The organism is Shimia gijangensis, from assembly GCF_900142085.1.
Taxonomy (GTDB): domain Bacteria; phylum Pseudomonadota; class Alphaproteobacteria; order Rhodobacterales; family Rhodobacteraceae; genus Shimia; species Shimia gijangensis.
Genome location: NZ_FQZQ01000011.1, coordinates 21,697 through 37,098 on the forward strand (window position 1 = coordinate 21,697; position 15,402 = coordinate 37,098).

Sequence of the window (15,402 nt, forward strand, 5' to 3'; positions counted from 1 at the left end):
GCAAAACCACTAGAGCTTAGGTGAACAACGGGTTCCGGTGACGGGCATGGCAAACTCTATTCGATCCTTTCTTGCGGAAAGCGCGAGTGACGCGGCCAAGACGTGCCGTGGCGGGTGGCACGTGCTGCTCGACAAAGGGCCGAGCCAGTTTCAGTTTTGGCTGATCAGTCTGGTGATCGGGATTTGTGCCGGATTTGCGGCACTATTCTTTCGCAAAGGCATCAATTGGCTGCAATCCATAGTCTATGGCACCAATGATCTGACCCATTTACACAGTTTTGCAGGCGGGTTGCCTTGGTACTGGCTGGTGATCGTGCCCACGATTGGCGGTCTGACCGTGGGGCTGATCCTGCACAGGTTCACGCCGGATGGTCGGGTGCGATCCGTGTCCGACGTGATCGAGGGCGCGGCGTTGAAAGAAGGCCGGGTTGAGCGCACGGCGGGGGTGGCATCAGCTATCGCGTCGCTGATCACGCTGAGCTCTGGCGGCTCATCAGGCCGAGAGGGCCCTGTGGTGCACATGGCAGGTGTGATTGCCACCTGGATCAGCAACCGGATCAAAGCCAATGGGATTACCGGGCGCGACCTGCTGGGGTGCGCGGTGGCGGCGGCGGTGTCGGCGTCGTTTAATGCGCCCATCGCGGGTGCACTATTCGCATTGGAAGTGGTGTTGCGCCACTTTGCCGTACACGCCTTTGCACCGATCACTATTGCCAGCGTCGCAGGCACGGTGATCAGCCGCATGGAATTTGGCGACGTGACCGAGTTTCACATTCCAGAGGCCAGCCAGTTGCAATTCTATCAGGAGCTTCCGGCCTTTCTGATGCTCGGGGGCTTGTGTGGTTTCGTGGCTGTGGCGCTGATGTGGACCATTTTCTGGGCTGAAGACATAGCGACCCATATTCAGGATCGCACCCGGATGCCACGCTGGCTGCGACCTGCGGTTTCGGGGGCAATGCTGGGCGGTCTCGCGATTGGGTTCCCGCATATTATTGGCGTTGGCTATGAGACAACATCGCTGGCGTTGACGGGGCAATTGGTCATGCACGAGGCGATTGTGTTTGCCATTCTCAAAGTGTTGGCGGTGTCGATCACCATGGCTGGCCGCATGGGGGGCGGGGTGTTTTCCCCGGCTTTGATGTTGGGATCGCTGACCGGACTGGCTTTTGGCCTGATTGCCACCAGCATTTTTCCGGATGTGTCCGGCAATGTGACGCTTTATGCGCTGGCGGGCATGGGGGCGGTGGCCGCCGCCGTTCTGGGGGCGCCAATATCCACGACGCTGATTGTGTTCGAGTTGACCGGGGACTGGCAAACGGGGCTTGCGGTCATGGTGGCTGTGTCGATCTCCACGGCGCTGAGTTCGCGGCTTGTGCATGGCTCGTTTTTCCTGACCCAGCTTGAGCGACGCAATGTGCATGTGGCGGCCGGCCCGCAGGCCTATTTGTTGTCGATGTTTCGCGTGGCGTCCGTGATGCGGGGCAAGGATGATCCGGACCCCGCCCCGGAAGACGCCTGTTGGGAGATGGTATCAGACGGTATTTATGTGGATGGCAACGCCACGCTTGAGGCGGCCATGCCAATCTTTGACAAATCCGGTGTCGCCTTTATCCCGGTGGTCACGCTGGCAGGAGAAGGCCAGCCGCCTGAACTGTGGGGCGCGCTGTTCCATGTGGACGCGTTGAAGGCCTACAACTGTGCTTTGGCGGATACCGCTGCGGAAGAACACAGCTAAGCGATATGCCAGAGCGCTCCCGCCTCTTTCGGCGGCATCAAAGATGCCTCCAAAACCGTTGGGCCGGGCCGGGGCAAAGCCCCGGATTCACATTGCGATTATGAAATCAGATGCGCTCTACAGCCACGGTGGTGTCGTCGGTATAAAACGCCAGATGATCCTTGATGCGCGCGACATCCTCTAACGGAGCCTCATAAGTCCAGACCTTGTTTTTCAAAGTCTGGCTTTTGGTGACAATGGAATAGTAGCTCGCGTCGCCCTTCCACGGGCAGTGTGTGCTGTGATCGGTGCGATCCAGAAATGCCATGGCGATGTCTTCGCGGGGGAAATAAATCACCGGTGCATAGTCACCTTCGGTCAGTTCAAGCGCATTGCGGCTTTCACCCAGAACGGCGCCACCAGCGCGTACAGACCACATGCCCTCGGCTTTGCGGATGGTAATTCGTTTGCTCATGATCTTCCCCCGGGTTGGCCGCGAGATCGCCTGTTGTTCAAAGCGGTGCGGTCGCGCGATCCAACCATATCTGGCTGTCTTTGGCCACCCGTGGCGCCAACATCTGACGGCACGTAGCATGATATTTGTCCAGCCAGTCGCGCTCGGCTGTGGTCAGCAAGGCCAGATCTATCAACCGCCGGTCAATCGGACACCATGTCAGGGTGCGAAACTGCAACATCTTGCGGTGTGCGTCCCCGCTTTCAAGGCCGGGGGCTTCTTCGACCACGACCAGATTTTCGATACGGATGCCAAAGGCACCGGGGCGATAGTAGCCCGGTTCATTGGACAAGATCATGCCCGGCTCGAGCGGCACATCACTGAGACGGCTAAGGCGCTGAGGACCTTCGTGCACACACAGAAAAACGCCTACGCCATGGCCAAGCCCGTGATCAAAGTCTTGTCCTGCCTGCCACAAGGGCACGCGTCCAATGGCTTCGAGATGCTGTCCGGCCAGCCCTTTGGGCCAGCGCAATTCGGACACGGCGATCATGCCCTTAAGCACCCGCGTAAAGGCCGCGCGTTCGTCGGCGCCGACATCGCCCACCGGAAGCGTGCGGGTGATATCTGTGGTGCCATCGCGGTATTGTCCGCCACTGTCCAGCACCAGCAAATCGCCATTGGCCAAAGTGCGGTTGGTGTCGTGGGTCACGCGGTAATGAATGACGGCGCCGTTTGGCCCCGCACCGGAAATCGTATCAAAGCTGATATCCAAGAGCGCATTGGTGTCGCGTCGACATTGCTCGAGCTTGCGCACCACATCGATTTCAGTGACGCCTGCGGTCGCGTTTTCATCAAACCACCGCAGGAATTCACACATCGCAGCGCCGTCGCGCAGATGGGCCTCGGTGGTGGCGGCAATTTCGGCCGCGTTTTTGCACGCCTTGGGAAGGGCACACAGGTCGTCGCCCCATTCAAAGGTCTGCCCCATATACTCCAGAAGTTCAGGCACACGATGTGGGACGCTGGATTTATCCAGGCGCACGGGACCTTTCATCGACAAAAGGGTGCTCATCAGACTATCCGTCGGCTGGATATCCACGTCGTTACCAAGGTGGGCGATCACCTCGGCGTTGAGCTTACCCTCATCAATGAAAACTGTGACCCGCGCATCATAATGCAACACAGCAAAGGCATGCGGCACCGGGTTTCTTGGGATGTCAGACCCGCGGATGTTCAACAGCCAGGCAATATCATCCGGCAGTGTGAACACCGCACAGGTTTGCCCGGCTTTCAGCAATGTTTCTGCCAGCCGCGCGCGTTTGCTGGCGTGGCTTTCACCGGCCAGGTTCTCGGGGTAGATACTAACCGCACCAACCGGAGGGGCAGGGCGATCAGACCAGATGTATCCGATCGCGTCGTCATGACCCTGAAGTGAAATACCGCTGCCATCCAAAGCCTTGGTCAGGGTTTCGATTTCCGCTGCGGTGTGGAGCCAGGCATCAAAGCCGATCTCACCGCCATCGGGCAGGTTTTCTTTCAACCAGTCGGCCAGTTTCACTTCTGGCCAGTGGACGGGCGTGAAGTGGTCCAGATCGACCTGGTCACGCACTTGCTCGCGGTATCGATCGTCAATGAACACACCGGCCATATCCGGCAAAACAGCGCAAAATCCAGCAGATCCAGTGAACCCGGTCAGCCATGCAAGGCGATCATCACAAGCCGCAACATACTCACCCTGATGCGCATCCGCCCGAGGGATCAAGTATCCATCCGCGGAGTTCGTTTTCAGATAATCGCGCAAACGAGCGAGCCGTTCTGGGCCTTTTGAGGGATCAGACGTGGTTTCAAAACTCTGGAACATGCACTGAACTCCTAAAAATCCGCATTCATCTTGGCAAAAAAATCGGGGTAAGCGGTGTCTTTGCTTTGCGAAGGCGACGTGAGGGGCAGCGCCCCTCGGGGTCTAGCTAAACCGTTTCATTCCCAAAACCCGGGCGCGTTTGCGCGGATCGCTGTCAAACAGGCCTGCCAATTGTTCGGTCATGGCGCCTGCCAGTTGTTCCACGTCCGTGATGGTCACGGCGCGTTCATAATACCGGGTCACGTCGTGGCCAATGCCGATGGCCAGCAGTTCAACCTGTTTGCGCTTTTCGACCATCGCAATGACGTCGCGCAGGTGTTTTTCCAGATAGTTGGCAGGGTTCACAGACAGCGTTGAGTCATCCACCGGAGCCCCATCAGAAATCACCATCAGAATCTTGCGCACTTCAGGACGGCCCATCATCCGGCGGTGCGCCCATTCCAACGCTTCACCGTCGATGTTTTCTTTCAAGAGGCCCTCTTTCATCATCAGACCCAGATTGGGGCGCGCGCGGCGCCATGGGGCGTCGGCGGATTTATAGATGATGTGGCGCAGATCGTTCAGGCGACCGGGCTGTTGCGGGCGGCCTTCGTTCAGCCATTGCTCGCGGCTTTGCCCGCCTTTCCAAGCACGGGTGGTAAATCCAAGGATTTCGACCTTCACGTTGCAGCGTTCCAGCGTGCGCGCCAGAACGTCGGCGCAGATCGCGGCGATCGAAATCGGGCGGCCCCGCATAGAGCCCGAGTTGTCCAGCAAGAGCGTCACGACCGTATCGCGGAATTCAGTGTCTTTTTCGACTTTGAAAGACAGGGGCGTGGTGGGGTTGGCGACAACCCGTGCCAGACGGCCCGCATCGAGGATGCCCTCTTCGAGGTCGAACTCCCAACTGCGGTTCTGTTGCGCCTGCAAGCGGCGTTGCAATTTGTTCGCCAGACGCGACACCGCGCCTTTCAGGGGCTCAAGCTGTTGGTCAAGATAGGCGCGCAGGCGTTCCAGCTCGACCGGTTCGGCCAGATCTTCGGCGGCAATTTCTTCGTCAAACTCGGTTTTGAACACCACATAGCTGGGATCGGCATCGGAAATGGGCTGAGGCGGCGGCGGATCAAGCGGCGCTTCGCCGTCAGGCATCTCGGTGTCTTCGCCCATCTCGTCTTCGGCCATCTCGTCCATCGAGACTTGTGCCTCGGACATGTCCTGCTGTTCTTCCTGAGACTGCTCGGGATTGGCCTCAGACTCGTCGTCCTGGCTATCGTCCTGACCGGCGGAATCGGGATCATCCTCTTCCTGTGCCTGGTCCGAGTCGTCCTGATCTTCGTCCTCAGAATCCGGATCATCGCCCAGCTGATCGCCATAGCCGAGGTCATCAATCACTTGGCGTGCAAATTTGGCAAAGCTTTGTTGGTCCGACAGCATGTCATTGACGTCGCTCAGCGTGTCACCGGCGTTTTGTTCAATATACCCACGCCACAACTCCATGACGTTGGCAGCCGCAGGCGGCATATCGCGGCCTGTGGCGAGATGACGGATCAGATAGCCGGCGGCGACGGGCAGGGGGGCGTTGGCGGCATCGGTGATCTGGTCATAGCCGCGCCCGCGCGCCTCGTGTTCAATCTTGGCGTCGATGTTGCCCGCGGTGCCGGGCATGTCACGTGCGCCCATGGCTTCGCAACGCGCGGTTTCCATCGATTCATAAAGGTCGCGCGCAATGCCTTGCGGAGGCGCATATTTCGCGTGGGTCTCGCCGTTGTGGTATTTGATATTGAGAGCCAGCGCATCGGCTGTGCCGCGTGCCAGCAGAACCTCGTCACGGGTCATGCGCCGGCTGACCTGCGGCAGGCGTACCTGTTCGCCCGACACGCCCGAGGGGTCGACCGTGTAGGTCACGTTCAGTTCGGGGTCGTTGGCCATCACCTTGGTGGCTTCGGCCAGCGCCTTTTTGAACGGATCAGCGGGGTTGTCGTTTGGTTTCTTCATAGAAAATCCCAACGTCTTGCGCCTTGCAGCGGAGTATTCCAAGCAAGGTGAAGCCCCGCATCAAAAGAAACAGGGTGTCCACCTTGTATGAGGGCTGGCTTAACCAAGGCTCACGCTCGCAGCGCTTTCCGGCAGTTCTTCGTCGAACAGGCGCTGGTAGAACTCGGCGACGGTCTGGCGTTCCAGCTCGTCACATTTGTTGAGGAATGTGAGACGGAAAGCATAGCCGATGTCGCGGAAAATCTCGGCGTTTTCGGCCCATGTGATGACCGTACGCGGGCTCATCACAGTCGACAGATCACCGTTCATGAACGCGGTGCGGGTGAGGTCGGCGACCGTCACCATTTGATGCACAGTTTTGCGACCGGCTTCGGTGTTATAATGTGGGTTCTTGGACAGAACGATGTTGGTTTCGGCATCAATCGACAGATAGTTCAAGGTTGCGACCAGCGACCAACGGTCCATCTGGGCCTGGTTGATCTGTTGCACCCCGTGATAAAGGCCTGTGGTGTCGCCAAGGCCAACGGTGTTGGCGGTGGCAAACAGGCGGAAATTCGGGTGCGGTTTGATAATCTCGTTTTGATCCAAGAGCGTCAGTTTACCGTCGGTTTCCAGAACCCGCTGGATCACAAACATTACATCCGCGCGGCCTGCGTCGTATTCGTCAAAAACAATCGCAACTGGGTTGCGCAGGGCCCAAGGCAGGATGCCTTCGTGAAATTCGGTGACTTGCTTGCCGTCGCGCAGTTTGATCGCGTCTTTACCGATCAGGTCGATCCGCGAGATATGGCTATCGAGGTTCACACGCACGGCGGGCCAGTTCAGACGGGCAGCAACCTGTTCGATGTGGGTCGATTTACCGGTGCCGTGATATCCTTGGATCATCACCCGGCGATTGCGGGAAAACCCTGCCAGAATGGCCATCGTTGTATCGGGATCAAATTTGTAGGTATTGTCGATGTCCGGCACACGGTCGGCGCGATCTTCAAAACCCTTCACCGTCATATCGGTGTCGATGCCGAACACGTCGCGCACCGATATGTTTTCGGTGGGTTTTGCGTTGATATCGATGCTTATGTCGGCCATGAAAGTCGTCCTTTTCGCTCGGGCGTGCCCGGTCCTGTTTTTTGTTCAGATATGTGGTGCCCGATTTCGCGGCCAACCTCAAGGGGAATGGCATGGCGACGCAGCGTTGTCACATTCCTCGCAATGTCGTGCACAGGGGTTATTTGGCATAGTGCCAGAAAATGTCCAGATATGAGGTCAGTTGAGCAAGGAGAGTGTTATGAACCGAAGGATGCTTTTGAGTGGTCTTGTGGCCGGAGCAGGGTTGTCACCCTGGTTGATGCGCGAAGCGCAGGCCGCTGCGGAAGTTTTTGAGGTGACGCGCACGGATGCCGAATGGCGCGCAATGCTAAGTTCCCTTGAATACAAGGTGATGCGCAAAGAAGGCACCGAACGGGCAGGGTCTTCGCCGTTGGATAAAAACACAGCGCGCGGCACCTATGCCTGCCGTGGGTGTGATCTGGCGCTGTATTCCAGCAAGCACAAGTACGACAGCGGCACAGGCTGGCCAAGTTTTTATCAGGCCTTGCCAGATGCGATCGCGACCAAGCCAGATCGCACACTTTGGGGGGTCCACACCGAATGCCACTGCCGTCGTTGTGGTAGTCATCTGGGTCATATTTTTGATGATGGTCCCAAACCTACGGGCAAGCGGCATTGCATCAATGGGGTGAGTTTGAAGTTTCAGGCGGCTTGAGCCGGAAAAAGGCTGAGGCACGTTGCCCGAGGTGCGATGGCTCGCAGAGCGCGACGGGTTCAGGACGAAGTCGCAACCCTTGGTGGCTTGTTGTGCTTCAATGACTGGGACGCGGGCAGAACCGACTTATTCAAATGTTGAGGCAATGGCTGCTTCTTTTGCACGAAAGTCTAACACTCTCCCTTCGAAGTGAACAGATGGGCTGTCGGATGGCATCCAAAATATGCGAAACAAATTATCGGTTTGCGGTTCTGTCTATAGAAACTATGAATGGACATGACCTTTGAACAACTCCGAACCTTCCTTTGGGTCGCCCGTCTGGGTGGCTTTCGCAAAGCCGCTGATCGGTTGCATCTGTCTCAACCAGCGGTTTCGACCCGCATTTCGAATTTGGAGCAAGAGCTTCGAGTGTCCTTGTTTGAGCGTGGTCCGGGCGAGCTGGTTCTGACAAAACACGGCACCTTGTTGCTGTCCTATGCCGAGCAGATGTTATTTGTCGAAGAAGAGATCAAACAGCGCGTTGCAAACCCGTCCGAGGCCGAAGGGTTGTTCCGGGTGGGGGCGTCTGAGACGATCGCGCAGGCGTGGCTGCCAGAGTTTCTCAAGGCCTTTAGCGAACAATATCCACGAGTCAATGTGGACCTGACAGTCGATATTTCGCTTAACCTGCGCGATGCTCTGTTGGAACGAAAGCTTGATCTTGCGCTGCTAATGGGGCCGGTTTCCGAGTTTACGGTTGAGAACGTCGCTTTGCCCACCTTTGACCTGCATTGGTATCGCTCCACCACAAATCCGCAGACAGACCTGAGCAAAATTCCGGTTATTTCTTACTCGAACAAAACACGCCCCTACCGAGAGTTGATGTCGGAATTGTCGCGTCGGATCGGGCCGAAACTGCGCATCTATTCTTCGGCTTCACTCTCAGCGAGTCTCAAGATGATCGCGGCGGGAATCGCGGTGGGACCTTACCCGCGCGCGCTGGCCAATGATTTTCTTGAAGCCGGGCAGATCATTGAATTTGATCCGGGCTTTGGGCCACAACCCTTAGCGTTCACAGCCTCATATCTTTCTGAACCTCGCAGCTTTCTTGTTGAAAACAGTGCTGAAATTGCAAGCGAAGTGGCCCGGGAATGGGACGAAACACACCCGAAGTGAATTCAATTTTTCTATCGGCTTTGATCTAAAATGATAATTTGCGCGAAAGTGCGGCGGCATGTGATGATTTTGCAATGTCACGAGGGCTGCATTGATGACCATATCATCTGTTTCACATACCGATCTTGTTTCTGCCACGGCGGGTGATGTCAGGTCCGCTATTCGCAGCGGATCTTATGCCGGCCACACGGCGGGATTGGCAGCAGGCAATCTGCAGTGCAACCTTGCCATCCTGCCTGAGCGTTTTGCCTTGGATTTCCTGCGGTTTTGCCAGCGCAACCCCAAGCCCTGCCCGGTTGTAGGGGTTGGCGATACCGGTAATCCTCAGTTGCCTACTCTGGGCCGCGGCATTGATATTCGCACAGATGTCCCGAAATACCGTGTCTTCCGCAATGGCAGCCTGAGCAATGAGGTGACCGACATCGTTGATGTCTGGGCAGACGATCTTGTTACTGTGGCGCTTGGGTGTTCCTTTACCTTTGAAAACGCGCTTTTGCGCAATGGCATTCCTGTTCGCCACAGTGAGACAGGCAAGAACGTTCCGATGTATCGCTCGAACATAGATCTGGTCCCGGCCGGACCATTCGGCGGACAGATGGTGGTGACCATGCGACCTATTCCTGAGGGCCAGGTGAACCGGACACGAGAGATTTGCAGCCGCTATCCACAGGCACACGGAGCCCCGATTGCGGTTGGAGATCCGGCGCAGATCGGCATTGCCGACCTGTCCCGCCCCGATTGGGGGGATGCTGTGGACATCAAACCCGGCGAAGTACCGGTCTATTGGGCCTGCGGTGTGACGCCGCAAAACGTCCTTTTGGATGCAGGTCTGCCGATCTGCATCACCCATTCCCCCGGCCACATGCTGGTCGCAGACGTGGCGGAAGATGCCGAAACTACAATTCTGAACACAAGTGAATGAAACCGACAAGGAGACTGAACCCATGAAACGAACGCTAACCTTTCTTGCAGCAAGCACGATGCTTGCGACACCTGCTCTGGCCGAAAACCTGTCTGTCGTTGGCAGCTGGTCCAGCCTGCCACTGCACAAGCAATATGAAACACCGTTCTGGAGCGAAACACTGCCCGCAGCCTCGGGCGGTAACATCAGCGTTGAACTGACCACCCACAACCAGATGAGCCTTGGGCTGGGTGATATCTATCCGTTACTGGGCCAAGGTGTGTATGATGTGGCGATGACCGTTGCGGATTACGCCGTTGCCGACGCACCCGAGCTTGAAGGGCTGGACGTGCCATTGCTGGCGCTGACCGCAGACGAAGCGCGCGCCATGGTCGACGCGGCGCGCCCGTTGGTGTCAGACATTTACCGTGACCGTTTCAATTCTCACGTTCTGGCCATCGCGCCTTATCCGCCGCAGGTCGTGTTCTGCAATCATGAGATCGCAGGGCTGGATGATCTGAAGGGGCTCAAAGTGCGGGCCTCGGGTCGGATGACCGCCAAATTGCTGGAAGCTTTGGGCGCCGAGGGCGTGAACGTGTCATTCTCGGAAGTGCCGGGAGCCTTGCAGAATGGTGTTGTTGATTGCGCCGTGACAGGCGCAGGGTCCGGCTATAGCGCCGGCTGGTGGGAGGTGTCGACCCATCTGCTGCCGATCCCGCTGGGAGGCTGGGATTCGGTTGTGACCGCCATCAATATGGACAAATGGAACAGTCTGAACGCTGATACGCAGGCGCTGATCTCCAGTGAGATTGCCAGCGGGTTCGAAGGCCCAGCCTGGGACAATGCGCAGGACGCCTTGGTCAATGACATTGCCTGCCTGACCGGCAATGGCGAGTGTCCGGCAGGCGAGGCCCGTTCGATGAAACTGGTTGAGGCAAGCGACGCCGATTTTGCCCGGGCACGTGATATCCTGACCAGCGAAGTTCTTCCCGATTGGGCCGAACGCGCCGGAGGTGACTGGGCCAAACGCTGGAATGAAAGCGTGGGTCAGGTCGTTGGTGTGACGATCGAATAACGCAAGACCAAGGGAAGTGACCGATATGGAACTCAAGATGATACAGAACCTTCGGGTGATTAATCGGGGGGTTGCCCTGATGGTTGGCCTTGGCTTGCTGCTTTGCGCAGGATTTGTGCTAACCGACATTATCATGCGCCAGATCGGCACGTCCCTTGGTGGCACAGAAGAGATCGCCGGCTACGCTATGGCGCTGGCGACTTCATGGGGGATGTCCTTTACGCTGCTCGAACTTGGGCATGTGCGGATTGACCTTGTGCGTGTCCGGGGCGGGAGCCTTGTGCGTGCGCTGTTTGACGTATTTTCCATGATCGTGATGACCGGCGTTATTGTCACCATCGCGATCAAGGCCTGGCCGGTTCTGGAGCGCTCCATCACCAACGGATCACGCGCCAACACCCCGCTGGAGACACCGCTGGTCTGGGTGCAGGCCCCGTGGTTTGCTGGATGGGTCTGGTTTGCGTTGATGTCTGCCCTGACAACCCTTGCCGCCCTCAGCCTTTTGGTGAAACGACGCCACAAAGAAACCGAGAGCTTTGTTGGCGCCTTCGCAGAGCAGGAGATGTTGCAATGATCGCCTATGTTTCTGTCGGCCTGCTTGGCCTGCTGGCCCTGTCCATTCCCGTTGGTATCGTGTTGTTTCTGCTGGGGTTCGGGATTGATACGTTCTTTTCCAGTTTTCCGCTGACGCGCGGGCTGGGAAATATGGTCTGGTCGTCGTCCAATTCGGCGACGCTGATCGCTATTCCATTCTTTGTTCTGCTGGGCGAAATCCTTGTGCGCAGCGGCGTTGCAACCCGCACCTATGCGGCACTTGACCGGTGGGTTTCATGGCTGCCGGGAGGGTTGGTTCACGCCAATGTCGCCACCGCCACGATGTTCTCGGCCACCTCCGGGTCATCAGTTGCCACTGCAGCCACGGTTGCGACGGTAGCCATGCCACAGGCCGAGAAACTGGGCTATGACCCCAAGCTGTTTTCCGGTGCGATTGCAGCGGGTGGTACGTTAGGCATCATGATCCCACCGTCGATCAACTTGATCGTCTATGGCTTTCTCACACAATCCTCAATTCCGCAGCTGTTCCTAGCCGGTTTGATCCCGGGTCTGGCGCTGGCCATTGCCTTTATGGCGGTCACTGCGGTCATCTGTCTGATCCGCCCCGAACTGGGCGGGGTGCGGCGCACATTCCCTTTCCCCAAAATGCTGCGTGCCCTGATTGATCTGGTCCCAATCATCATTCTATTCGGCCTGATCGTCGGCTCCATCTATCGTGGCTGGGCCACCCCGACCGAAGCGGCAGCGGTGGGCGTGGCCGGTGCGCTGGTCATCGCACTGTTCTTTGGTGGCGTGTCCTGGGACATGATGACCCAAAGCCTGACAGGCACGGTCAAGATCACCTCGATGATCATGCTGATCGTAATCGGTGCATCGTTCCTGAACTTTACACTGGCCTCGGCGGGTCTTGGGCGGGAACTAACCACGTTCATCAACGGGCTTGGTCTGACACCGCTCAAAACAATTCTGGTGATTGTGGTGCTTTATATCGTGCTGGGGTTCTTCATTGAGACTCTGTCGTTGATGGTCGTAACCATTCCGATCATCGTGCCCCTGGTTGTGGCCCAGGGCTATGACGTGATCTGGTTTGGCATCCTGATGATTGTGCTGATCGAAATGGCGCTGATTACGCCGCCGGTGGGGCTGAACCTCTATGTGGTGCAAGGCGCGCGCAAATCAGGCAGCCTGAACGAAGTGATGCTGGGGGCTTTGCCCTATTGCCTGACAATGCTGGCAATGGCCTTCCTGCTGATCGCCTTTCCAAGCATAGCCCTCTTCTTGCCGAATGCCTTGCAGTAGGACGCAGACGACCCTTTGATAATCAACCGCCTTGGCCCATCTGATGTGTTTCCTCGTGGTAACACCAATCTGACTGGGTTTAGCAAAGAAAGCCGGAAAAATGGAAATCGACCTTAATTCTGATCTTGGCGAAGGGTTCGGTCCCTGGGCCATGGGCGATGATGCTCAAATGCTGTCCATTGTGACCTCGGCCAACATTGCTTGCGGCGGCCATGCTAGCGACCCTGAAACCATGTACCGCACGCTACAACTGGCGAAAGAGAACGGCGTCAATGTGGGTGCACATCCGGGCTTTCGTGATCGCGAAGGGTTCGGGCGCCGGGTGATCCCCATGTCCCCGGCTGAAGCTGGTCGCATGTGTGCCGCCCAGATCGGGGCGTTGATGGGGATGGCCGCGCAGGTTGGCGTTCCCGTGACATATGTGAAACCACATGGGGCACTGGGCAATCTGGCCGCAAGGGATCGCGATGTGGCTGATGCGATTGTTGCGGCGGTCAGGGCGATCGACCCGACCCTTGCCATGCTGGCGATATCGGGCACCCAGAGCGAACAGGCCGCGCGCGCGGCGGACGTGCCGGTTTTTTCCGAGATTTTTGCGGACCGCGGCTATCTTTCGACCGGACACTTGGTGCCACGTGGCCAGAAGGGCGCGATGATCCATGACACGGATGAGGCCGCCGAGCGTTTGATGTCCTTCCTTGAAACCGGTCTGATGCCGGTCATTGACGGCGATCCTATCAAACTGGAGGCACAGTCGATCTGTGTCCACGGTGACAGCCCCGGCGCGGTTGAGATGGCGCGGGGGATCCGCCAGAGGCTGACGGAGCGCGGTGTGCGTATCTCGCGTTTTTCAACGGTTTGAGGTCGGTTATGGAGCCCAGATTTACACCTGTCGCGGACCATGCGGTGCTGGTGTCCTTTGCAAATGAGATCAACGAAGACGCGCATGCCATCGTTGTCTCACTGGATCGGGCGATTGCGGCACATCCCCCGGTTGGGTTTATTGAAACGGTGCCTGCGCTGGTGAATCTGTTGGTCTCGTTTGACGTCATGGAGACCGACCATGCCCGCATCGAGAATCACGTCCGGGCGCTTTTGGCAGGTCTGGAAATCCAGAAAGTTATGGGCATCCAGCGGCAGGTGCAAGTGTGCTACGAGCCCCCCTTTGCCCCGGATCTTGCGGCGGTTGCCTCTGCGACCGGGCTTTCGGAGGAGGTGGTCGTTAATGCCCACCTTGCGGGGCAGTATGATGTTTTGATGTACGGGTTTTCGCCCGGCTATGCCTATCTGTCCGGCGTATCAGAGCAGATACAGGTGCCGCGCAAACCGGCCCCCGTTCGGGATGTGCCTGAGGGCAGTGTTATCATTGCCGGTCCGCAATGCCTTGTGACCACCCTGACAATGCCCACGGGCTGGTCAATCATCGGACGGTCCCCGACACCGATCCTGACCGGTGATCCAGAGCACCCATTCCTGTTTGATGTGGGGGACAGCGTGGTGTTTGAGCGGATCGACCGCGATACATTTGATCGTCTGCAGAAGGACGCAGGTCATGTCTGACGCAGAATTCACGGTGTCCTTTGCCGGCCCGCTTGTCACCTTTCAGGACAGCGGGCGCCTTGGCAATATGCGCTACGGCGTGTCGGCCTCGGGCCCCATGGACCGCCTGTCTTTTGACGCGGCCCATGCTGCACTTGGCAATCTGGCGGGCCAGACAGCCATTGAAATTTCGTTGGGTGGATTGATCCTGCAATGCAGGGTCGGGGCGGTGACGGTGGCAATCACGGGCGGGGATTTTGTCATCGACCATGCCGGGCATAAATCCGGCTCCTGGACGATCCTGACAATTGAAAAAGGCGAGCGCCTGACCATCCGCGCCGGTAAAGCAGGAAGTTGGGCCTATCTTGCCTTTGCGGGAAATCTGCACGCAAGGGACTGGCTGGGAAGTCAGGCGACGCATTCACCCTCAGGGTTCGGCGGCGGTGCGTTGCAGACCGGGCAAACCCTGAAGGTATTGCAGACGTCGGTGCGCGCGGACCGGCTGGGCGAGGTGCCAAAACCAGACTTTGCCCCCGACGGCCCCTTTCGCGTTGTGACCGGCCCGCAGGATCGGCATTTCGCCAAGGAGGCGCTGAACCGATTTGTGACGGATCAGTTCAAGGTCACAGATGCCTATGACCGGATGGGTATGCGGCTTGATGGCCCGATGCTGAACTTGGAGGATGCGCTCTCGATCCCGTCTGAACCCATTACGCGGGGATCTGTTCAGGTGTCAGGAGATGGCGTTCCAACCGTGCTTCTGGCTGATCATCAAACGACGGGGGGTTACCCAAAGATCGCGACGGTCATCTCCTGTGATACCTGCCGACTGACGCAGCTTCGATCAGGTCAGTCGGTTCGGTTTGCGCCGGTGACCGCACAGAAAGCTGTAGACGTGGCCCGACAGTACGCGACAAACAAGGCGCGATACCTCGCCCAGATCGCCGTGCCACGAGGAACACTGGAACAACGTCTGATGAGTGAGAACCTGATCCATGGCTGGATTGGCGACTAACTTATACACCGAAATCAGAAATGCCGTCGGTACACCGAATTTTAGAACGAAGGCTTCCAGCACATGAAACAGATACTGCGCTCACCATCCAGTGC

General features: G+C 57.7%; 14 protein-coding genes. 10 read left to right on the top strand and 4 right to left on the bottom strand.

The features are described from left to right. Positions 1–46: 46 nt before the first annotated feature. Positions 47–1,735 (top strand): chloride channel protein, encoded by a 1,689-nt coding sequence (locus tag BUC32_RS10745; protein WP_073252439.1) that lies wholly within the window; start codon positions 47–49, stop codon positions 1,733–1,735. 106 nt (positions 1,736–1,841) lie between these two features. Here the strand turns inward: BUC32_RS10745 and BUC32_RS10750 are convergent, their stop codons facing one another. The 4 genes from BUC32_RS10750 to cobS all read right to left on the bottom strand — a co-directional run bounded on the left by BUC32_RS10750 (position 1,842) and on the right by cobS (position 7,092). Beyond that, positions 1,842–2,189, bottom strand: coding sequence for a DUF427 domain-containing protein (locus BUC32_RS10750; protein WP_073252440.1), 348 nt, complete (start codon positions 2,187–2,189; stop codon positions 1,842–1,844). Positions 2,190–2,226: 37 nt separating this feature from the next. Further along, a complete protein-coding gene (locus BUC32_RS10755) occupies positions 2,227–4,032 on the bottom strand; it encodes an aminopeptidase P family protein (protein WP_073252442.1) in 1,806 nt (601 codons plus the stop codon). Positions 4,033–4,134: 102 nt separating this feature from the next. Continuing rightward, on the bottom strand, positions 4,135–6,006 hold the full coding sequence (gene cobT, locus BUC32_RS10760; RefSeq protein WP_073252444.1) for a cobaltochelatase subunit CobT: 1,872 nt from the start codon (positions 6,004–6,006) through the stop codon (positions 4,135–4,137). 99 nt (positions 6,007–6,105) lie between these two features. Then, positions 6,106–7,092 (bottom strand): cobaltochelatase subunit CobS, encoded by a 987-nt coding sequence (cobS, locus tag BUC32_RS10765; RefSeq protein ID WP_073252446.1) that lies wholly within the window; start codon positions 7,090–7,092, stop codon positions 6,106–6,108. A 199-nt stretch (positions 7,093–7,291) separates the two neighbouring features. On the opposite strand from cobS, the gene msrB reads away from it, so the two are divergent. From msrB to BUC32_RS10810, 9 genes are all read left to right on the top strand, one after another. Further along, positions 7,292–7,768 (top strand): peptide-methionine (R)-S-oxide reductase MsrB, encoded by a 477-nt coding sequence (gene msrB, locus BUC32_RS10770; protein ID WP_073252448.1) that lies wholly within the window; start codon positions 7,292–7,294, stop codon positions 7,766–7,768. Positions 7,769–8,044: 276 nt separating this feature from the next. Then, entirely contained in the window at positions 8,045–8,923 is an 879-nt protein-coding gene (locus tag BUC32_RS10775) for a LysR family transcriptional regulator (protein WP_073252633.1), read from the top strand. Positions 8,924–9,017: 94 nt separating this feature from the next. After that, positions 9,018–9,845, top strand: a complete 828-nt coding sequence (locus BUC32_RS10780; protein WP_073252450.1) for a putative hydro-lyase — start codon at positions 9,018–9,020, stop codon at positions 9,843–9,845. A 22-nt stretch (positions 9,846–9,867) separates the two neighbouring features. Further along, entirely contained in the window at positions 9,868–10,899 is a 1,032-nt protein-coding gene (locus BUC32_RS10785) for a TRAP transporter substrate-binding protein (protein WP_073252635.1), read from the top strand. A 25-nt stretch (positions 10,900–10,924) separates the two neighbouring features. Then, a complete protein-coding gene (locus BUC32_RS10790; RefSeq protein ID WP_073252454.1) occupies positions 10,925–11,473 on the top strand; it encodes a TRAP transporter small permease subunit in 549 nt (182 codons plus the stop codon). Next, complete coding sequence (locus BUC32_RS10795; protein WP_073252456.1) at positions 11,470–12,753, top strand: TRAP transporter large permease; 1,284 nt, start codon at positions 11,470–11,472, stop codon at positions 12,751–12,753. Before BUC32_RS10790 ends, BUC32_RS10795 begins: the two co-directional genes overlap by 4 nt. 100 nt (positions 12,754–12,853) lie before the next feature. Further along, entirely contained in the window at positions 12,854–13,615 is a 762-nt protein-coding gene (locus BUC32_RS10800; protein WP_073252458.1) for a LamB/YcsF family protein, read from the top strand. 8 nt (positions 13,616–13,623) lie between these two features. Continuing rightward, positions 13,624–14,313, top strand: a complete 690-nt coding sequence (locus BUC32_RS10805; RefSeq protein ID WP_073252460.1) for a 5-oxoprolinase subunit B family protein — start codon at positions 13,624–13,626, stop codon at positions 14,311–14,313. Beyond that, a complete protein-coding gene (locus BUC32_RS10810; protein WP_073252462.1) occupies positions 14,306–15,307 on the top strand; it encodes a 5-oxoprolinase subunit C family protein in 1,002 nt (333 codons plus the stop codon). The genes BUC32_RS10805 and BUC32_RS10810 overlap by 8 nt, the downstream gene beginning before the upstream one ends. Positions 15,308–15,402: the final 95 nt, after the last annotated feature.

What these genes read in the sequence shown, in the direction of transcription:
- BUC32_RS10745 (WP_073252439.1), top strand. Translation starts at nt 47, where the DNA reads ATGGCAAACTCTATTCGATCCTTTCTTGCGGAAAGCGCGAGTGACGCG.
- BUC32_RS10750 (WP_073252440.1), bottom strand. Translation starts at nt 2,189, where the DNA reads ATGAGCAAACGAATTACCATCCGCAAAGCCGAGGGCATGTGGTCTGTA.
- BUC32_RS10755 (WP_073252442.1), bottom strand. Translation starts at nt 4,032, where the DNA reads ATGTTCCAGAGTTTTGAAACCACGTCTGATCCCTCAAAAGGCCCAGAA.
- cobT (WP_073252444.1), bottom strand. Translation starts at nt 6,006, where the DNA reads ATGAAGAAACCAAACGACAACCCCGCTGATCCGTTCAAAAAGGCGCTG.
- cobS (WP_073252446.1), bottom strand. Translation starts at nt 7,092, where the DNA reads ATGGCCGACATAAGCATCGATATCAACGCAAAACCCACCGAAAACATA.
- msrB (WP_073252448.1), top strand. Translation starts at nt 7,292, where the DNA reads ATGAACCGAAGGATGCTTTTGAGTGGTCTTGTGGCCGGAGCAGGGTTG.
- BUC32_RS10775 (WP_073252633.1), top strand. Translation starts at nt 8,045, where the DNA reads ATGACCTTTGAACAACTCCGAACCTTCCTTTGGGTCGCCCGTCTGGGT.
- BUC32_RS10780 (WP_073252450.1), top strand. Translation starts at nt 9,018, where the DNA reads ATGACCATATCATCTGTTTCACATACCGATCTTGTTTCTGCCACGGCG.
- BUC32_RS10785 (WP_073252635.1), top strand. Translation starts at nt 9,868, where the DNA reads ATGAAACGAACGCTAACCTTTCTTGCAGCAAGCACGATGCTTGCGACA.
- BUC32_RS10790 (WP_073252454.1), top strand. Translation starts at nt 10,925, where the DNA reads ATGGAACTCAAGATGATACAGAACCTTCGGGTGATTAATCGGGGGGTT.
- BUC32_RS10795 (WP_073252456.1), top strand. Translation starts at nt 11,470, where the DNA reads ATGATCGCCTATGTTTCTGTCGGCCTGCTTGGCCTGCTGGCCCTGTCC.
- BUC32_RS10800 (WP_073252458.1), top strand. Translation starts at nt 12,854, where the DNA reads ATGGAAATCGACCTTAATTCTGATCTTGGCGAAGGGTTCGGTCCCTGG.
- BUC32_RS10805 (WP_073252460.1), top strand. Translation starts at nt 13,624, where the DNA reads ATGGAGCCCAGATTTACACCTGTCGCGGACCATGCGGTGCTGGTGTCC.
- BUC32_RS10810 (WP_073252462.1), top strand. Translation starts at nt 14,306, where the DNA reads ATGTCTGACGCAGAATTCACGGTGTCCTTTGCCGGCCCGCTTGTCACC.